This is a genomic window from Bacteroidota bacterium (genome assembly GCA_030706745.1).
In the GTDB taxonomy this organism is placed as follows: domain Bacteria; phylum Bacteroidota; class Ignavibacteria; order Palsa-1295; family Palsa-1295; genus PALSA-1295.
The window spans coordinates 85,225-102,713 of the sequence record JAUZNX010000012.1 but is presented as its reverse complement, the minus strand read 5'-3'; the positions used below and the strand labels follow the sequence as shown (position 1 = coordinate 102,713).

Below are 17,489 nucleotides of genomic sequence, written 5' to 3'. Positions count from 1 at the left end.
TCCATCAATAATCCAGAAGTCATTATCGTTGAACCCGAAGATTGAAGCTCCACTCAATGCTCCGGGCGCATGGCCGTTGAGCGTTTCCCGGTTCCACGAAGTCCCATTGAACCGATGGAGGTCGCCATTCAAAGCGAGAATGTCATTCGGCCCAAAGACCCAGCACCCGGTCATATTGCTCTCGCCGTTCACGTTTGTGAACTCAGTCCACGTGAAGTTGTGTGAGGTGGTATCGTTAGAATGTGAGGTTGAATCGTGGTGGCACGTGTCGCAGCATGTATCACACTTCGGCGGGTTCGGCGGATTCGTAGCCTGATGGGTGCAGGAGCTTATCGCTCCAAGCAACAACAACGACACAGCCATGAATGGGAGGATTCGATTGAGCATACGCTACCTGCGCGTCTGAACGTTGACCGGCCCACTGTTAAATCCGGGTGGCGTCGATCAGCCGTAGGGACGTGCCGCGCACGTCCTGACCGCGGGTGTTACCTGAATCTTACCGTTATTCCGACGACAGGACGTGCGCGGCACGTCCCTACGGTTGGCCTGCGTCTTTCCAGTATTCCGAAGACAGGACGTGCGCGGCACGTCCCTACGGTTGGCCTGCGTCTTTCCGGTATTCCGAGACAGGACGTGCGCGGCACGTCCCTACGGTTGGCCTGCGTCTTTCCGGTATTCCGAAGACAGGACGTGCGCGGCACGTCCCTACGGTTGGCCTGCGTCTTTCCGGTATTCCGAGACAGGACGTGCGCGGCACGTCCCTACAGGCAGGACTTCTCGGCTGCCCTAAATCTTATACCGGAATCCAATGGCGCCGTCGTAATCGAGATCGAAGATATGACTCGCGGCAACGACCGGGCCGCCTTCGACAAAGAACTGGAACGGGGAAAGTGCGCGAGCGTAATTCAATCCAAAGATCGCGCGACCGCCAAAGCCGAATTTATTGTCTTCGAGATTTGCAAAGCTCTCGAGCTTCGGCTCTTTGCTATAGAATATTCTGATTCCCTTCGCGAATGCGACGGCCAATCCGGGACCCGCATACGTATTCAGGACACTCGAGTGGAAAGTGTTGAACTTCCAGACATAATCGACCTGTAGCCGCGGCGAGCCGAAGTAATCAGGTCCAAACCCAACATCGAGTGCTGTCACGGGCGTGGTGCGGTATTGCATCGTGGCTCCGAGCGGATCGCCGAACACCATACCGAGGCTCATGTTCTTCACATTGGCTTCCTGCGCCAGTGTGCGGCCACCAATACCCAACGAACAACACACCATCACAGCGACAAATACAACGCACTTGCAATGACTGAACGAGTCTGATTTCATCATGTAAAATAAGAACCCCATGGATGATTCTAAATCACATCCGGAAGCGGAATATTCAATTACGAATATGTCATGAGAACATAGGAAGAACTCTCCTCTCGCTTGCGGGAGGGGAGGCAGTGTCTTATCTCCCCGTATATTCCGGCTTGCGTTTATCAGCAAACGCTTTGACCGCGTTCGCGTAGTCCTCGGTGCGGCCGGCAGCTTCCTGCATAAAGACCTCATAGTCGAGCGCGTCATCCAGCGAGACGGCAGCGGCGCGGTCCATCATGTGCTTGATATAGCCGTAGGCTTTGGTCGGGCCGGTCGCGAATCGCTCAGCGATCTTCAGCGTCTCGCGCTCCAAATCGGCGGCCGGTACAACTTGATTCGCCAGACTCAACTCGAGCGCTTTTTGCGCCGGCACATCATCGCCAAGTGCGGCGAGTTCGAATGCTTTGGCCACGCCCAGCATCTTGACAAGAAACCAGCTCGACCCGGAATCGGGCACAAGCCCGATGCGGACGAACACCTCGATCAACTTGGCGTTATCGGCCATGATCCGATAATCGCAGGCCAGCGCCAGCGATGCCCCGGCGCCCGCCGCGACACCATTGATCGACGCAATGATTGGCTTCGGCAGCTTGCGCATTGCGCGGATAAGCGGATTATACCGTCGTTCGAGCGAATCGCGAAGCGATCGCTTGCCAGTACCATTGGCACTGTTCCCTGTCGGTGCATCCTTCAGGTCCTGCCCCGAACAAAAGGCTTTACCGGCACCGGTCAGAATAACGACGCGGACGGCATCATTCTTCGCCGCTTCTTTGAATGCGTCCTGCAAATCGGTTGTCAACTGCTCATTGAAGGCATTATAGACTTCCGGGCGGTTCAGCGTGATCGTGAAAATGCCCGAATCGAGCTTAGTGAGGATTGTCTCGGCCATAAAAATGCAGAAGGATCGGAAATGTGATAGAGCTGCTACGGTAGTGTTATAAACAGGTGAACACGAATTCAGATCGGCTGGTTGTCCGGGAACGAACTGTTGTCCCGGCACACAAGTTGGTCTTCATGGGGTCGGGTGTGGTCGGTCAAGAAAGTTTAGGATTGTTTGCCGGGAAGGAGATAGCAATGAAAGCGAATAGGAAAATAGCAGGTAGGGTTTTGGGTCTTGTAATGATGGCAGCCATGCTGGCAATTATGCTGGCCGGCCCACTGGCGGCCCCATTGCGCGCGCAGACGCCCATGGGCAGCACACCCGCGAGTCCAAAAGCGGATACGGCCATTATTTTTCAGCCATCGCAGCCGCTCATCCGGAGCGCGATGCAGCAGGCACGCGACCTCCCAAACAACTGGGGCTTTAATGCTTCGTTCAGCGATTATGGATTCGGCGGGGGACTCTTCCTCGGCCATACGTTTGGCCCGAACGTAAGCGCAGAGCTTTCCGCGGAAATCAGCACTGCTTCCGGCACCCGCGAGTTCGATCTCATCAGTCTCAACAAGGTCAATCGCATCTTTGTTATTCCCATCATGGCAAGTATGCAGTACCGGCTCTTCCGCGATGGACTCAGCGATAATCTCCGGCCATACGTCACGGCCGGCGCGGGACCCGTCGTCGCGATGACTACTCCGTATGCCGAAGATTTTTTCATGGCGTTTGCCGATCAGACCTCGAAGATCGTACCGGGAGGATTTGTCGGAATCGGCGCGAAATTCGGCACCGACCCCAAGAGCACGCTGGGTGCGAGCTTACGTTACTTCATCATACCATATCCTGGTGGCATCGAGAGTACGACCACGGAATCGCTCCCGAATCTTAGTGGGCTGTTCCTCTCGGTCAGCTACGGAATGAATTTCTGATCGAGTATCGGCTCGATCGCTAGTGAACGAAAGCCACCTAAAAGGAGAAGCCCGCTACAAAGCGGGCTTCCGTGCATAAACGAAGTTTCAGCGGTGTTACTCAGGCTGCGACTCCGGCCTTGGATTGCGGCGACATATCCAATGTCTTCGCGGCAAACGCCATCAGATCGCGCATCGTATTCGGATCGAACGGTGAGCGGAGACCCGCTTCCTTGAAGGTCGTCAGCACACTCTTCGTCCCGCCCTTCACACAGATCTTGATGTAGGTATCGAGCGCCTTGTCGTGGTTCTCGGCATTCATCATGCCCAGTTGCATCGCTCCAGTCTGCGCGATGGCATAATCAATGTAGTAGAACGGCGTCTGGAAGATATGTGCCTGTGCATACCAGCGGGCATACTTCATCGCTTCGATGCCGGTGTAATCCATGCCCTGCGTGTACTTGTCCGAAATTTCACTCCAGGCCGCGTCGCGCTCGGCCAAGGTCACATTCGGATGCTCGTAGACCCAGTGCTGGAATTCATCGACGACGCAGATATAACACATCAGCGAAACGACATCGTAGAGATGCTTCCGCTCGAATTTCCGCGCGTTATCGGGACTGAAGAACTGTGTCATCTCCGGCATGCTGAGAAACTCCATGCCCATCGAGTGTACCTCTGCCATATCGCTGGTCGGCCATTGCAGGTCGACCGCTTCGATCGGTTGGCTCTCCCACGCCTGGAATGCATGGCCCATCTCGTGCATGAGCGTCGAGACATCATCTTCATCGCCCGTCGAGTTACAGAAGATCGCTACGCGGCCTTCATCCGGGAACGAGGTGCAGAATGCACCCGCGCGCTTCTCGCGGCGATTTTCAAGATCGATCAGCCCTTCCTTGCGCATCCGCGTGAAGTGCTTGGCCAGACGTGGCGAGATCGCCTCGAAGACGTTCTGTGCCTTGTCAAGCTGCGAATCGACCGGCGCGATGCCAGTCGGGAGTGTCAACTCCGGATGGTAGCCGGCATCCCACGGCTTGAGTTGTGCCGGTTTGCCATTGGCATGCTCACCAAGAATGGCAGCGTGCTGCTCGCGCAGACGCTTTGCCAGCGGGACGGCATAAGCCAGAACCGAATCGCGAAAGGCTTTGGCCTCTGCCGGACCGTAATCCGTGCGGCGCATCAACTCGTAGCCTAACGGAATGTAATTCTTGTGACCCAGATTGCGACCTTCCTGATCGCGCGCATGGACTAATTGATCGAAGATCGTGCCGAGCGCATCATGATGGTCCAAAAACCATTGGCGATACGCGAAGAATGCTGCCTTGCGTGTGGCCGGATCGGATTCGCTCTGCATGTTGCGCGCAACCGGCAGCGTGACTTTCTTGCCGAGCACTTCGACTTCACCGGCAGCAACGATCTTGTCGTACTGATCGGCCAAGTCGCGCTCGCGAATGCGCAAGTCGGAATTGATCGGTGCCATCGGCTCGACCTGCGTCATGAGCGCCTCGATGAGGTACGGTCCGAAGTGTTTGCCGATCGCATCGCGGTGCCGGCTCTTCAGTGTAAAATCGAGCATGATCGAGCCGCCCTTTTCGTAGGCAGGCATCAGGTGCTCGCGGACATACTTATCGGCCTCGTCCCACTTCGGATCATTCATGTGGGCCGCATGCTGATAACTGGTCCGGCTGGCCTCGCCACTGACGTAGGCGCTCAGGGCATTCCAATCTCCGTAGAGCTCGATCCATGCCTTGGGATCGCTCGATGCTTCCGCAGCATCAACGCGAGCGAGTAATTTTGCATACTCGGCATCGACAAATTCTTTGGTCAGACGCTCCGGGCGGTTCGGGTAGTATTTGTAGGTCATAACGAGTTAGGAATAGTATCTACGAGCCGGCCGCTCATAGAAGAGCACAAGAATTAGAATCGGCCTGAAACAAAGCCCGCGCACGGAAAAGTTACCGCGCCTCGAACCGGAGCGCGACCGAATTCATGCAATACCTCAGGCCGGTCGGTTTCGGGCCGTCATCGAAGACGTGACCCAGGTGTCCGCCGCACCTCGAGCAGAGCACGTCCGTCCGCACCATTCCGAAGGAGTTGTCGCTCTTCTCGAGGACTCTGTTCGGCTCGATCGGTGCCCAGAAGCTCGGCCAGCCTGTGCCGGACTCGAACTTCGTTGCCGAGCTGAACAGCGGATTGCCACACGCCGCGCAGACAAAAATCCCGGATCGGTGCTCGTCGAGCAGAGGACCGGTGAACGCCTGCTCGGTGCCCTCGTGGCGCAGGACATCATACGAGGCGGGCGATAACACAGTCTTCCACTGTGCATCGCTTTTTGTCACACGCTCCGTGGCTGGTGGATACGACGACAAATCGAAGTGTGTCGGGTTTCCATTGGCCGCGCTCGTGTGCTGCTGCGCGCACGAGGGCATCGCCAAAATCAGAACAAGCAGTATGAAGATGGATCTCATATTGACTCCGTAACCTCGCCATTGATGAGGCGCGACGAACAAAAAAACTATTTCACAACAAGCATCATCTTTTCATCTCGCAGGACGCGCTGGCCATCGGACCAGGTCGTCACGCAGCGGTAGGCTCCGCTTGGCAGCGAGGATGCATCGATCGGAACGGTCGTCTCGCCAACGGCGACGTCGGCATCGAATGGCAACAAGACCGGTGCACCGATCGAATTATAGATACGCAAGGTCACGTGACCTGTTACGCCGACGTTCAGCCGCACCGTCGCACGGTCCGCAACGGGGTTCGGAGCATTCTGAATGACAGTGAGAGGGACGGCCCCGAGACTGATCCGTTCCGTCGTGTCGCATTGCTGAATTACAATCGCACCGTCCTGTTTCGAAGCAAGCGTTGCGGCCGACGTTCCAAACGTCGCGCTTTGAATCCGCACGGGCGCGACATTCGCCGTCGGCATTAGAATTTCAAACGGCAACTCCGCGACAACCGCCTTACCCGTGAGTGGTGTCGGGAAGGTGGCCGTGATTTGATGATCGCCAAGCGAATAGGCGCTGTCCCTGTATAGGACACTCGAAAGCGGGCTGGGCGGGGTTGTGTGCACAGGTGTCACCTGCGATTTCAGGTCGAGCTGTATCGGATCGAACGTCACGCGGAAGGTCAGGCCAGTGATCGCGGCCTTGGTCACATCGTTGAGCGTCCGCACCGGAACGTTGACGATCTGTCCCGGCCGTCCAAAAATCGTATCGATCGCCAGCACGACAGGGACAAACGTTGCGCGTCCAATGCCGATCAGCGGGATCCGCATTTTTGTCGAGATCCAGGAGACGGAGCCATTCACAAGATGATCGATCAGCAATTCCGCGGTGTCGGGGCCAACACGCGTTGGCTTGAATGTCACACAAATTGTATCGATCGCGCCATTGGAAATCGAGTAACCTTGACGGTTGCGGACTGCCGTTCCGGGCGTCAGCGAAAAGACTGAATCTGGCGCTGGAGTCAGATCGACGGCCGCGACGACACTATCGATCGGAATACACGAATTGTTCGTCACCCGAAAGCACATCTCGAGGCTATCACCGATAGAGACGGTGTCGAAATTCAAGGCGGGGTCCAGCGCGAGAAATGCCGGAGGTTCGGTCGTATGGACGACATACCGGACCGTGGCCACATGGCCGTCATTGGTCGAGATCATGATCGTACCCGAGGACGGACCGGTTTGCGAGGACGTAAATGAAATAATGATCGAGTTGGTCGAGCCAACTTCGAGCGAATCCGGAACGCGCAAGAATGTGAGCGAGCCCGCCGGGCTATCGACGGCAGTAATCCCATGAACGGTGGCCGACCCATGATTGAACAAATTCAACGACCGCGTCACCGTCTGTCCGAACGCCAGACAGCCGAAATCGATCACGGTCGTATCCAGATAGAGATTGCCTTCGATACCGTGGCCGGTGAGGACAAATGTCGCTCGTGCCCCCGGACCGATGGTATCGAGATAGTCGATTTGCGTGAGCACACCGGTATCCTGCGGGCAAAATCGAAGCGTGATCGTAGCGCTCTGCCCGGGTGCAAGCAGCACCGGCTCGGGACCCAGATAGAAGAATGGAGGTTGAAAATTTGTCTTGCCCGTGAGGCGAAGGGTGTCGGTCCCGATGTTCCGGACTGCAACGGCCGTGTCCCGGCACGCACCGACGAGGACCTTGCCAAAGTCGATTGCATTTGGCATCTGCAAATAGCCGAGTCCGGTGAATGCTTTCAGCAGCACGAAGCCATTCGAAGCACTCGAATGGATCGTGTCCGCGCTCAGCAGCGACCCGGAATCCGTGGCACAATATCGAATGATTAGACGTGCGCTATCGCCGGCATGCAGGACAAATGGGATTGCCAGCGATACAAACGTGAAGTGCGGATCGCCAAATGTTTCGTTTGTGATCGTCAGATCGCCATTGCCGGTATTATGGATCAAAAAGCTCGTGTCCTTGCAAGCGTCTTTCTCCACAGTGCCAAAATCGACGAGCGGCGGCAGCGAGAGAATGCCAAGCTTCGGTGGGACCTTCACAATGATACCACTGGTGTGCGACATCACAGCGGGCGGCCGATCCAGATATGCGCCGCTCGCTGGTGTCTCGCCTTGCACGGCCACGGCATACAATTCGGAGTCTCCGGGAACAGTGGAGATCGGCAGCGGCGCGGTCGTCCACTTCGCGGTGTGACTTGCCGGATCATTGGCGAGCACAGCGGGTATCGTTTGCCAGCTTGTGCTGCTGGACCACGCATAATAGACCGTCACCGGCTTCGGACTTGCGGGCACGCCATCGAATTGTGAGGAATAGCCCGTGACCGTGAACGAGTCGGCGGTCATCGTCACTCGCTGGATCGTCGGGCCAACATAGTCCTTCGCCGGATTAAAGTATCCGATGTTGCCGGTTGCCGTAGAAGTTGCAAGATAACCGTTGATACGGAGACGGCCAAGTCCACCAGAACCACCACTCAAGGAGCCGGAGCCACCCTGCGCGCCACTGACATTGATTGTCGAAGCTCCATTGGAATAAATCAGGATCGAGTCTCTGCTCGAGAGCATAACAGCACCACCAGATCCGCCTCCGCCGCCAGCAGCGGACTGAAAGGGGCCGGTCACGCCATCGGAGCCCTTTCCACCAGAGGCTTGAACGCCGCTCCCACTATTGTCGATCGTAAACTCTCCGAATGTCGTAAGGTCAACCGCGCCACCGCCACCTCCACCGCAGCCACCCTGGACAGCGATGCCCACCCTATTTCCAGAGCCGCCACCAGAGCCGCCGGCAAAAGGAACGAGCATACTATTACCAACAGATTGGCCGCTGTTGTCGCCTGTCCCTTGTCCGGCTGTGCCGGCTGTAGCGAACCCGCCACCACCACCGCCATAACTGGGCTTGCTGATTCCGGTCCCGGCATCTCCACCACCGCTGCCGCCGCCATAGCCGCCCAATGGACTCTGCGCGGAACCCACGCCTTTGGCGCCGCTCACGCCGAATGGATGTCCGGTACCGCCGCCACCGCCCTCATCCGAATTACTAATACCGGGATCGCCCGTGCCACCGGGCACTCCATTGAGACCCGCGCCGCCATCCGAGTTCGTGGCAACCGCGCCAGTACTTGTTCCACCCAACGCTGGCCCTTCACCACCGCCGCCTGTGAAGCCATCGCCACCCTCTCCAGGCGCACCGCTTCCGCCGCCGCCGCCTCCGGGACCACCAGCACCTCCGCCAGTTCCAGTCACACCGCCATGTCCGCTCACATCGAGCGTGGCGCTCTCCAGGCGGATCGGACCCATCGAAAGAATGTGCGTCGGTAAGTATGACGGATTACCACCGGTATTGATGTTCCGTGTTGAGACCGTATACGTCCCATTTTGAAGGATCATCGAATCCACAATAAACGTGTGCGTTTCCGTGCGGTTGCCAAGTCCACCCTCACCCAAAACACCACCGCCTGTGACAGCTCCGAAATGCTGCGGTGGAATGATTGAAAAACCGAATTGCGAACTGAGATTGCCGGGGTCACCATTCTGCGCGACCTGAAGCTGGACCGCACTGTTACCAGGGCCTGGCTCGATCAGGATCATCTGCTGAATACACCGGCCGTCCCAACTGAGGATCGCGGGACCGAGCCGGACTTGCTTACGATCATTCGGATTAACCAACCGCACGAGGCTATCCGGCGGAAAAATCGTACCGTCGGTCCCAAAGTAATTCGCGGGCGAGTTGTATGGCGCCAAAATCTCGACCGCGACACACATGCCCGGCGCGCCGGCATCAGGGGTGATGTAGGAGACGGTTGGGGGTGGAGGAGGCGGAGGAGCAATCTGAATTCGCCAGACTGTGTCATCTATTGGCCCTGCAAAAAGGTATCCATCTTTGGCAGCGAGGGCGAAAGCCTGCATATACCCAGAGACAGGCAAACCTGAGCTGAAATTTGTCCAGTGTGCACCATTATCGCTTGATCGAAATACACCCGAACTGGACATGGGGAAATTGGCTACGAAAAGGTCGGTGTCGTTTGCAGCAAGCCCTGCGGCGTAGAGGGAGGCACCTGCCGGTAGGCCCGAGTTGATAGAAAACCAACTATATCCGTTATCGGATGTACGGAATACACCCATCGAACCCTCGGATGCGAAGAGGTTGCTACCAATAGATGCAAAGGAAACAACCAGCCCACCAGGCAAGCCGGCATTTATCCAGCTTGTACCATTGTCGCTCGATCGGAATAAAGAACCGCTTGGATTTCCTGTCGCATTTGTTGCGGCGAACAAGTACGAATCTTTGACATAGAGCGTTATGCATCGAGAACCGTTTCCCGGCCCGACAGCAGTCCAGCTTTTGCCATTATCACTCGAGCGAATGACCAGACCGTCAGTTGAATCGGCACCAGCGAAAATACTTCCACCCACCACAACGAGTCCGGCCGAGCAGTAGCACCTGCTTGTATGCGCTCGCGTCCAGACGAGACTCCAGCTTGTTCCATTGTCGGTCGAACGGTAGACGCCTGTGTCCGTCGCCGCAAAAAGCGAAGTTCCGTTGAGAGCAAGTGCGACAACTCCCATCCCCTTAGGGATACCGACATCCGCACATGACCAACTCGCACCGTTGTCGGTTGTTAAACCGACTGAGCACGCACCATAGCCGCTAATTCTTTCCCCACCGAGGAGATTCGTGCCATTTACCACAAAGCAATTCGCGGCAACATTGCCATTCGTTGGCACCCACTGTTGCGCACGCGCATTCCCCGCGCCCGAAAGCGCGAGTGCGACAAGCAATGCAAAACGGAAGAGATTGCGCGTCATAGCAGGTGCCTGAAGAACAGGCCAAACGCGGGAGGTGGTTCGGCGATATTGGTGGGGGTTAATGGCATTAACCCGTCCGGACACACGGGCAATTGTAAGCGTTAACGGCGTTAATCCCGTCAGAGATGCAGGCGATCGTATGGGTTAACGGCGTTAACCCGATTGGATATGGCAGGCACACACATCGTTATAAAATAATATCCTTCCGGCGAATAATCGTGACCCTTCAATCGTGGATTTCGCCGTGTTGGATAGTTCTCGGACATACCTCATGTGCGATAGGTGATCGAAAACGGGTTAATGCCATTAACCCCTACAAAAATAGATTATTAATACAGCAGCGTAGGGGCTAATGGCATTAGCCCATTTTGATTTGCCGATGTGTTCTCGGTTGATGCAATTAACCCCTGCAAAAATAGACAAAAACAATTTTCAAACCTGGTTTTAGGGTAGGGGCTAATGGCATTAGCCCATTTTGACAACCTTCGGTGCCGTTAGCGGCACTGAACGGCCTCCGATTCTTTTCGTATATTGTATCAAAGTTGATGGGCACCTATGCCCGCTCCATTCGCTTCTAAAAAAGAAAATTTACGACGATGCAAGATACCGCAACCAGAGACTCCCGCAGAAAAGCACTTTCCATCGCGATGGAAGCGATTGAGAAAAATCACGGTAAGGGATCGGTCATGCGCTTAGGCGATCAGCCCCACGTGAAGGTCGATGTGATCCCGACCGGCTCGCTCTCGATCGATGCCGCCATCGGCATCGGCGGCGTGCCCCGTGGCCGCGTCATCGAGATTTTTGGCCCGGAATCCTCCGGCAAGACAACGCTTTGCCTGCACATCATTGCCGAGGCGCAAAAGCGCGGCGGCAACGCGGCGTTCATCGATGCCGAGCACGCGCTCGACGTTGGTTACTCGAAGCGCCTCGGTGTGAACACCGAGGAGTTGATCCTCTCGCAGCCCGAGTTCGGCGAGCAGGCGCTGGATATTCTGGAGCAACTCGTCCGCAGCGCGGCGCTCGATGTCATAGTGGTGGATTCTGTTGCGGCTCTGACGCCGCGCGCCGAGATCGAAGGCGAAATGGGCGATGCACAGATGGGTTCGCACGCGCGGTTGATGTCGCAGGCGATGCGCAAGATCACGGCCGTCATCGGCAAGTCCGGCACGACGGTTATTTTCACGAACCAGCTTCGGTCCAAGATCGGCGTGCTCTATGGCAATCCCGAAACAACGACCGGCGGCAACGCACTCAAGTTTTACGCATCGGTGCGTTTGGACATCCGCCGCCGCGATGTCATCAAGGACGGCACGGAGATTATCGGCAACCGCGTGCGCGTCAAAGTCGTGAAGAACAAACTTGCGCCGCCCTTCCGCGAAGTCGAGTTCGACGTGCTTTACAACGAAGGGATTTCGAAGATGGGCGACATGATCGATGTCGGCATCGAGAACGACATCATCCAGAAGTCCGGCTCGTGGTTCTCGTTCGGTGGCGAGCGCATCGGTCAGGGCCGCGAGTCGGTCAAGACCTTCCTGAAAGAGAATCCCGATTCATTCGCTTTGGTCGAGACTGCGGTGCGCAAAAAGCTTGGCATCGAGATCGAAGTCGCCGGTCCAATCACGAACGGCGCTGTCGCGGCAGGCGGGGTGATCGAGGAGAAGAAGAGGAAGTAGGAACTGAGATTTATGGGATGAAGGGGATTTTTGGGATAGGTCTGAAATCGGTTCGAGTCATTATCCTTCTGTGCAGCGCACTGGCAATGTCTTCCTGCGCTGGCACCACGCCGAAGTATGGCCCTAACCGAAGCTATCCTGTTGGAATCGAGGGGTACTCGTATACCTATGGTTACTTTGATGTTCCTCTTGATTCCAACAGTTACGTGATAACTTTTTCAGATCCTTTTTCCACGGATGAAGCGAATCGCTTGGCCGAGTATCGTGCCGCGGAGCTTACTAATCAGCATGGCTTCGATTACTTCATCTTGAACAAATCGAGAGTCGACGAAAGTACAGCTACCAAGATCATTCGCATGTATAAGGGTGCTGCACCCAGCGGTAACCCATTGGCATACAATGCAAAGGCGATACTGAAAGTGATGCCCCAAACGATCGAGCGGAGCAATTAGGTGTGGCTAATTGGACGGAACCCGAGTTCTGGATCAAACTATTCTTGTCATAGCCAATCCACATTCATCAATCGTCGCAATCATCCATGACCCACAAGCGCCTATTCTTCCGCAGTCAAACGCTGGCGCCGATTCTTGCCGCGATGTTCCTCGCCGCTTGCTCGGCACGCACGCTCTACGTCCCCGATCCGGAGCCAGGGCTGGGACACTACGGCTACAGCGAACTGCCGATCGACTCGACCCGCTACGAGGTCACCTTTACCGGCAATTACGATACGCCCACGCAAACCGTCGATCAATATGCGCTGTACCGTTCGGCCGAGTTGACGGTCGGCCACGGATACGATTATTTTATCGTCGAACATACTCGGCATTGGTCGATGCATTATCACCACAAAGTCGAACTGGTGACGACATACAAAATGCGGATGTATCACGGCAGCAGGCCGGACAAGAATTCAAACGCGTACGACGCCCGATCCATGCTGTCCGCCATGGGTCCGACAATCCAGCGCGGAAGTTAAGCGGTAGCTTAAGCGATAGCTGCGTGGAAGCGAAATCACCTAGATCCGGCGCCAAAAGAACGATGAATTTCCGGTCTGCGTTAAACTTTTCATATGAAGACCCTGCAAATTCCATTCGTTGACGATTCGCTGATTGAAAAGCTGAAGCGAATCGCTGATCGCGAGCGTAGTTCGGTCAGCGACGTAATCCGGCGCTATCTCGAACAGATGGTGGCAAGCCATGAACCTCCTGCGAATGGGGCGACAAACAAAAATGCCATCCTTGCATCGACGAGGGGAACTTGGAGCGCCAGTCAATACTCAGAATTCGACCAAAACACAGCGCCCTTCCGAGAGATTGATCCTTCACTCTGGCAATGAGCGCATTGCTCATCGACACGAACGCATACGCTGCCCACTTCAGAGGTGATGCACGCATTACAGCGTTGTTCGAGCAGGCAGAATTACTGGTGTTTCCATTCGTTGTTGTTGCCGAACTGCTATCGGGCTTCAAGCTTGGCTCTCGCGAAGCGGAGAATCGCAAGAGTCTGTTCGCTCTTCTCGATTCAAGCGATACGAGTATTCTCTATCCCGATGACGAGACGAGCGAATACTATGCAAGCATTTTTGCGGAATTGAGATCAAAGGGTTTGCCAATACCTACGAACGATCTCTGGATTGCGGCCCTGGCCCTGCAGCGCAACTTGCCACTATGCACGTTGGATAAGCATTTTTCGATGATCGGCGATCTTTTGATCGTTTAGGTTACCCCACGATGGAAGGCAAGATCACATCGATCCAACGTCAGAAAAACGACTCGGCTCGCGCGTCGATCTTTCTGGACGAGGCATTTGCCTTCGGTGTGTGCGATCAGACCGTCGAGGAGTTTCGCCTCCGCAAAGGCGATTACATCGACCGTGAGCTCTTCGAGAAGATCTCGGAATTCGATTATTTCATCAGTGCCAAGCGGATTGCGATCGCGTATCTGAATTACCGCGCTCGTAGCGAGAAGGAAATCCGCGACCGGCTCAGTAAAGAGGATATACCGACAGCCATCACGGATCGTGTTCTCGATTTTTTGCGAGAGCAGCATTTGGTGAACGATGAGCACTGGTCGCGGGCATTCGTAAATGATAAATTGGTCCGCAAGCCGGTCTCCTCGCGGCAGCTTGCGTTTGGGCTGGCCCAAAAAGGTGTTGGCAAGGAGGTCATCGCGGAGACGCTTGCTGAACTCAATGCACGCGAGAGCGATGAAGACCGCGCTCAGCAGGCCGCGGAGAAGCGCTGGCCACGCATCCTGAAGGCCGAAGCCGATCCGCGGAAGAGAAAGCAGAAGTTGTACACGTTTTTGGCTGGCCGGGGGTTCTCCTTCGAGACAATCGAAACAGTTTATGCTAAGATCAGAGGGGACGAAGTGGATAGGACAGGTGAAGGGGATGATTGATCCATTCATCATTCATCATTCGACATTCATCATTGCCTTGTGACCCTCGCCCGATCCATCATCGTCTTTTTCGTCGCGCTGGTCTTCTCCGCGCTGCTCTGGGCATACGTGCGGCTCTCGGCGGCGTATGAATCGGATGTCGATCTGCCGGTCAAGCTCATACCACCGAAAGGCTACGCGCTTGCCAGTGGTCTGCCGCAGACTTTGCACACTCGGCTTCGCGGTGCGGGATGGCAGATTATGACGATGAACTTCACAAAGAACTCCGATTTCACATTCGATCTCTCAGAGCGAGTAGTCGGCGGAAGTGGCGGCTCTCTCTTGCTCAAAGGCGATGAGATTGCCAATGCCGCCGTCCTGCCAAGCGAATTGCGCGTTCTCAAAGTCGAGCCGGATTCTCTTCGGCTCGACTTTGACCGGCTGGTTGCCAAGCGGCTGCCTGTAGAAGCTCGAATCGACGTGCGTCCCAGTCGAGGATATGTAGTCGGGAAGACCACCATCACTCCTTCCTATGTTCTCGTAAATGGCGCGCCATCGGTGCTGGATTCCCTTCGCTGGCTTTCAACGCAGTCCGTTGAAGTCCTCGGTGCGAAAGAACCGGTCGATCGCGTCGTGCAACTTTCGGATAGCCTTGCAAATTTCATATCGGTCGTGAATGCTCCAAAGATTTCGATCCACGTTGAGGTCGAAGCGGTTGCCGAACGAACGCTCGCAGGCGTAGCGGTCACCGTAGAAGCATTACCTCCGGATTACGAGCTGGTCCTCATCCCGAACATGATGAGCGTCACCGTTCGGGGCGGGGTCAATGAGTTGGCCAAATTGCAGACGTCTTCGATCCGCGCCCGCGTCGTGTATGATCCTCGGATGGTCGATACGGCACACACGCTGGTACCACTCGTCGAAACGCCGAACGGCATCACCTATCTGGCCTCGGATCCACAATCGCTCCGGTTCATCGTCCGCAAGAAGAATTTACAACTCTCGAAGGCGGCAGGCATGGATCATCAATCGAGCATGGGAGGTACGCATGCTGCTCCATGAGGCATCATTCGTGGTCGTCGATGTGGAGACGACCGGTCTTTCCGCCGAGCGCGACCGGATCACCGAGATTGCGATGGTGCGCTTCGAAGCCGGTGCGATCACGGAGACATTCTCCACGTTGCTGAATCCCGAGCGATTCATCCCGTCCGAGATCACCCGAATCACGGGGATCACTAACGCGATGGTCTTCGGGAAGCCGCGCTTCGAGGATGCGTTGCCAGAGATCAGGCAATTCCTCTCGCGTGGAACGGCGAACTTTGTTTTTACGGGCCATAACGTGAAGTTCGATCACGGATTCGTCTCTCAATCGTTTTTGCGGGCGGGAGATCGGCTCGAACTTTCAGCGACTGACGAAATCGAGCATATCCTTTGTACATGCCGGCTTGCGAGGCGGCTCTTGCCAAAGCTCAAAAGCAAATCGCTGTCGAGTGTCCAAGGCTACTTCGGCATTAAGAATTCGCGGCAGCATCGCGCGGGCGGGGATGCAGAAGCGACGGCGAAAGTGCTGGGACACTTCATTGCAATGGCCGAAGAGCTGGAGATCGAGTCGCTCGAAGACTTGATCCGCCTGCAATATGCGCGGCCAAACTATGGACGCCGCAAGACAAAGCGGGAGTTGTCACTCCGCGACAAAGTGCGCGCGTTTCCGGAACGGCCAGGCGTATACATCATGACCGGAAGTGTGGGCGAAGTGCTGTACGTTGGCAAGGCGAAGAACTTGCACGATCGCGTCTCAAACTATTTTTCGACCGCAAACACGCAGGGGACAAAGCTCGCGCAACTCATGCGAGTGGTCAAAGACATCAATTACGAAGAGACAGGCAGCGAGCTTTCGGCACTCCTGCTCGAAAGCCGCCGCATCAAGGAACACAATCCGCGATTTAACTCGGTCGATCGGTTTTATAAAGGACAGGCATTTGTCCGGCTCGATGTGCAGAATCCATTTCCCACACTAGCGATGGTACGCGAACCGGCGGGCGATGGAGCGGAGTATTACGGTCCGTTCAAATGGCCATCCGGTGCCGAAGCACTTATCGATGTCTTGAACCGTGCATTTCAGTTGCGCGAATGCGGCGATCAGTTTCGAGTGGGCGCGGAGCAGCGACCGTGCTTGTATTATGAAATCGGACGATGCACAGCGCCCTGCGCCTTGTTTGCGACGGAGCAGCAGTATCACTTGGAAGTCGATCGCCTGCGCGCATTTCTTGCAGCCGGGGACGATGGTATTCTTGCGCACGTCGAGGCCATGATGAAATTGGCCGCAGACCGGCTGGACTTCGAAGAGGCGCAATACTATAAGATTCGATCATCCGAACTCCGCCGCATTCTTGGACGTGGAGATCGTCCAGATGCCAGTCTCAGCGGAAATGATTGCGTGATTCTGAATCCCACGGTTCCTGGCACCTGCGAAATTCTGCTCATTCGCTTTGGACGGCTCGTGAAGCAAATGACATTCACCGCTTCCCAAATCGACATCGCCGAATCGTGGTTCACGCGCCAGATACGGATGTATTACGGAGCCACATCCGCCATTCCGCCCACTGCGGGCAAGCCTGAGATCGACGAAATGCGTATCCTCAGTCGATGGGTCGAGCAAAAGCGCGAGAAAGGCACGCGCATTATCTATGTTGAACCGAATTGGGAAGCCTCTGTCGAAAAGTTGGTTGCCAACCTTCGCGGACTGCTCGCGCCAGCAGAGACTCATTCGAAGCCTTCGCCAGCGCGTACCCGCAAGCTTTCGCTGAAACCAATGACCGAACCGAAAACCAAGATCGCATAGTTACAAAGTATGCATCCGTCGACAAAGACCATCCTGTTTTGTGTTATGCTCCTGCTACTGACGCTCGGTATCCGATTGTTGGTCTCCGATCGCGTTTGGTTCTGGATGCCCCTTGGAATCGGCACCGTTGTGTTCTGCATTATCCGCCTTTGGCAAATTCG

15 protein-coding genes are annotated in these 17,489 nt (G+C 55.7%); 9 read left to right on the top strand and 6 right to left on the bottom strand.

Translation table 11 applies throughout. The features are described 5' to 3' along the window. From Q8902_12835 to Q8902_12825, 3 genes are all read right to left on the bottom strand, one after another. The coding region (locus tag Q8902_12835) for a hypothetical protein (protein ID MDP4200442.1) at positions 1–387 on the bottom strand (387 nt) is incomplete at its 3' end. Positions 388–786: 399 nt separating this feature from the next. Further along, positions 787–1,329 (bottom strand): hypothetical protein, encoded by a 543-nt coding sequence (locus Q8902_12830; protein ID MDP4200441.1) that lies wholly within the window; start codon positions 1,327–1,329, stop codon positions 787–789. Between the two features lie 121 nt (positions 1,330–1,450). Continuing rightward, entirely contained in the window at positions 1,451–2,248 is a 798-nt protein-coding gene (locus Q8902_12825) for an enoyl-CoA hydratase-related protein (protein ID MDP4200440.1), read from the bottom strand. A gap of 185 nt (positions 2,249–2,433) precedes the next feature. Here Q8902_12825 and Q8902_12820 point away from each other — a divergent pair, with 185 nt between their 5' ends. After that, entirely contained in the window at positions 2,434–3,162 is a 729-nt protein-coding gene (locus tag Q8902_12820) for an outer membrane beta-barrel protein (protein MDP4200439.1), read from the top strand. Positions 3,163–3,262: 100 nt separating this feature from the next. Here Q8902_12820 and Q8902_12815 read toward each other — a convergent pair whose 3' ends face one another. The 3 genes from Q8902_12815 to Q8902_12805 all read right to left on the bottom strand — a co-directional run bounded on the left by Q8902_12815 (position 3,263) and on the right by Q8902_12805 (position 10,435). Next, a complete protein-coding gene (locus tag Q8902_12815; protein MDP4200438.1) occupies positions 3,263–5,005 on the bottom strand; it encodes a M3 family oligoendopeptidase in 1,743 nt (580 codons plus the stop codon). A gap of 91 nt (positions 5,006–5,096) precedes the next feature. Then, a complete protein-coding gene (gene msrB / locus Q8902_12810; protein ID MDP4200437.1) occupies positions 5,097–5,609 on the bottom strand; it encodes a peptide-methionine (R)-S-oxide reductase MsrB in 513 nt (170 codons plus the stop codon). A gap of 47 nt (positions 5,610–5,656) precedes the next feature. Further along, positions 5,657–10,435: a choice-of-anchor D domain-containing protein gene (locus Q8902_12805; GenBank protein ID MDP4200436.1), complete on the bottom strand. Its 4,779-nt coding sequence runs from the start codon at positions 10,433–10,435 to the stop codon at positions 5,657–5,659. A 596-nt stretch (positions 10,436–11,031) separates the two neighbouring features. Between Q8902_12805 and recA the strand changes: the two genes are divergently transcribed. From recA to Q8902_12765, 8 genes are all read left to right on the top strand, one after another. Next, positions 11,032–12,108 (top strand): recombinase RecA, encoded by a 1,077-nt coding sequence (gene recA / locus Q8902_12800; protein MDP4200435.1) that lies wholly within the window; start codon positions 11,032–11,034, stop codon positions 12,106–12,108. Positions 12,109–12,314: 206 nt separating this feature from the next. Beyond that, positions 12,315–12,560, top strand: coding sequence for a hypothetical protein (locus Q8902_12795; GenBank protein ID MDP4200434.1), 246 nt, complete (start codon positions 12,315–12,317; stop codon positions 12,558–12,560). Between the two features lie 86 nt (positions 12,561–12,646). Further along, positions 12,647–13,084 (top strand): hypothetical protein, encoded by a 438-nt coding sequence (locus Q8902_12790; protein MDP4200433.1) that lies wholly within the window; start codon positions 12,647–12,649, stop codon positions 13,082–13,084. Between the two features lie 93 nt (positions 13,085–13,177). Continuing rightward, the gene (locus Q8902_12785) at positions 13,178–13,444 is read left to right on the top strand and encodes a DUF6364 family protein (protein ID MDP4200432.1); all 267 of its coding nucleotides are present in this window, start codon (positions 13,178–13,180) and stop codon (positions 13,442–13,444) included. After that, the gene (locus tag Q8902_12780) at positions 13,441–13,827 is read left to right on the top strand and encodes a type II toxin-antitoxin system VapC family toxin (protein ID MDP4200431.1); all 387 of its coding nucleotides are present in this window, start codon (positions 13,441–13,443) and stop codon (positions 13,825–13,827) included. Before Q8902_12785 ends, Q8902_12780 begins: the two co-directional genes overlap by 4 nt. An 11-nt stretch (positions 13,828–13,838) precedes the next feature. Beyond that, positions 13,839–14,507: a RecX family transcriptional regulator gene (locus Q8902_12775; protein ID MDP4200430.1), complete on the top strand. Its 669-nt coding sequence runs from the start codon at positions 13,839–13,841 to the stop codon at positions 14,505–14,507. A 39-nt stretch (positions 14,508–14,546) separates the two neighbouring features. Further along, complete coding sequence (locus Q8902_12770; GenBank protein ID MDP4200429.1) at positions 14,547–15,548, top strand: hypothetical protein; 1,002 nt, start codon at positions 14,547–14,549, stop codon at positions 15,546–15,548. Continuing rightward, positions 15,535–17,328, top strand: a complete 1,794-nt coding sequence (locus Q8902_12765) for a DEDD exonuclease domain-containing protein (GenBank protein ID MDP4200428.1) — start codon at positions 15,535–15,537, stop codon at positions 17,326–17,328. The genes Q8902_12770 and Q8902_12765 overlap by 14 nt, the downstream gene beginning before the upstream one ends. Positions 17,329–17,489: the final 161 nt, after the last annotated feature.

Coding starts and splice junctions, on each gene's coding strand:
- Q8902_12830 (MDP4200441.1), bottom strand. CDS start 1,329: ATGATGAAATCAGACTCGTTCAGTCATTGCAAGTGCGTTGTATTTGTC.
- Q8902_12825 (MDP4200440.1), bottom strand. CDS start 2,248: ATGGCCGAGACAATCCTCACTAAGCTCGATTCGGGCATTTTCACGATC.
- Q8902_12820 (MDP4200439.1), top strand. CDS start 2,434: ATGAAAGCGAATAGGAAAATAGCAGGTAGGGTTTTGGGTCTTGTAATG.
- Q8902_12815 (MDP4200438.1), bottom strand. CDS start 5,005: ATGACCTACAAATACTACCCGAACCGCCCGGAGCGTCTGACCAAAGAA.
- msrB (MDP4200437.1), bottom strand. CDS start 5,609: ATGAGATCCATCTTCATACTGCTTGTTCTGATTTTGGCGATGCCCTCG.
- Q8902_12805 (MDP4200436.1), bottom strand. CDS start 10,435: ATGACGCGCAATCTCTTCCGTTTTGCATTGCTTGTCGCACTCGCGCTT.
- recA (MDP4200435.1), top strand. CDS start 11,032: ATGCAAGATACCGCAACCAGAGACTCCCGCAGAAAAGCACTTTCCATC.
- Q8902_12790 (MDP4200433.1), top strand. CDS start 12,647: ATGACCCACAAGCGCCTATTCTTCCGCAGTCAAACGCTGGCGCCGATT.
- Q8902_12785 (MDP4200432.1), top strand. CDS start 13,178: ATGAAGACCCTGCAAATTCCATTCGTTGACGATTCGCTGATTGAAAAG.
- Q8902_12780 (MDP4200431.1), top strand. CDS start 13,441: ATGAGCGCATTGCTCATCGACACGAACGCATACGCTGCCCACTTCAGA.
- Q8902_12775 (MDP4200430.1), top strand. CDS start 13,839: ATGGAAGGCAAGATCACATCGATCCAACGTCAGAAAAACGACTCGGCT.
- Q8902_12765 (MDP4200428.1), top strand. CDS start 15,535: ATGCTGCTCCATGAGGCATCATTCGTGGTCGTCGATGTGGAGACGACC.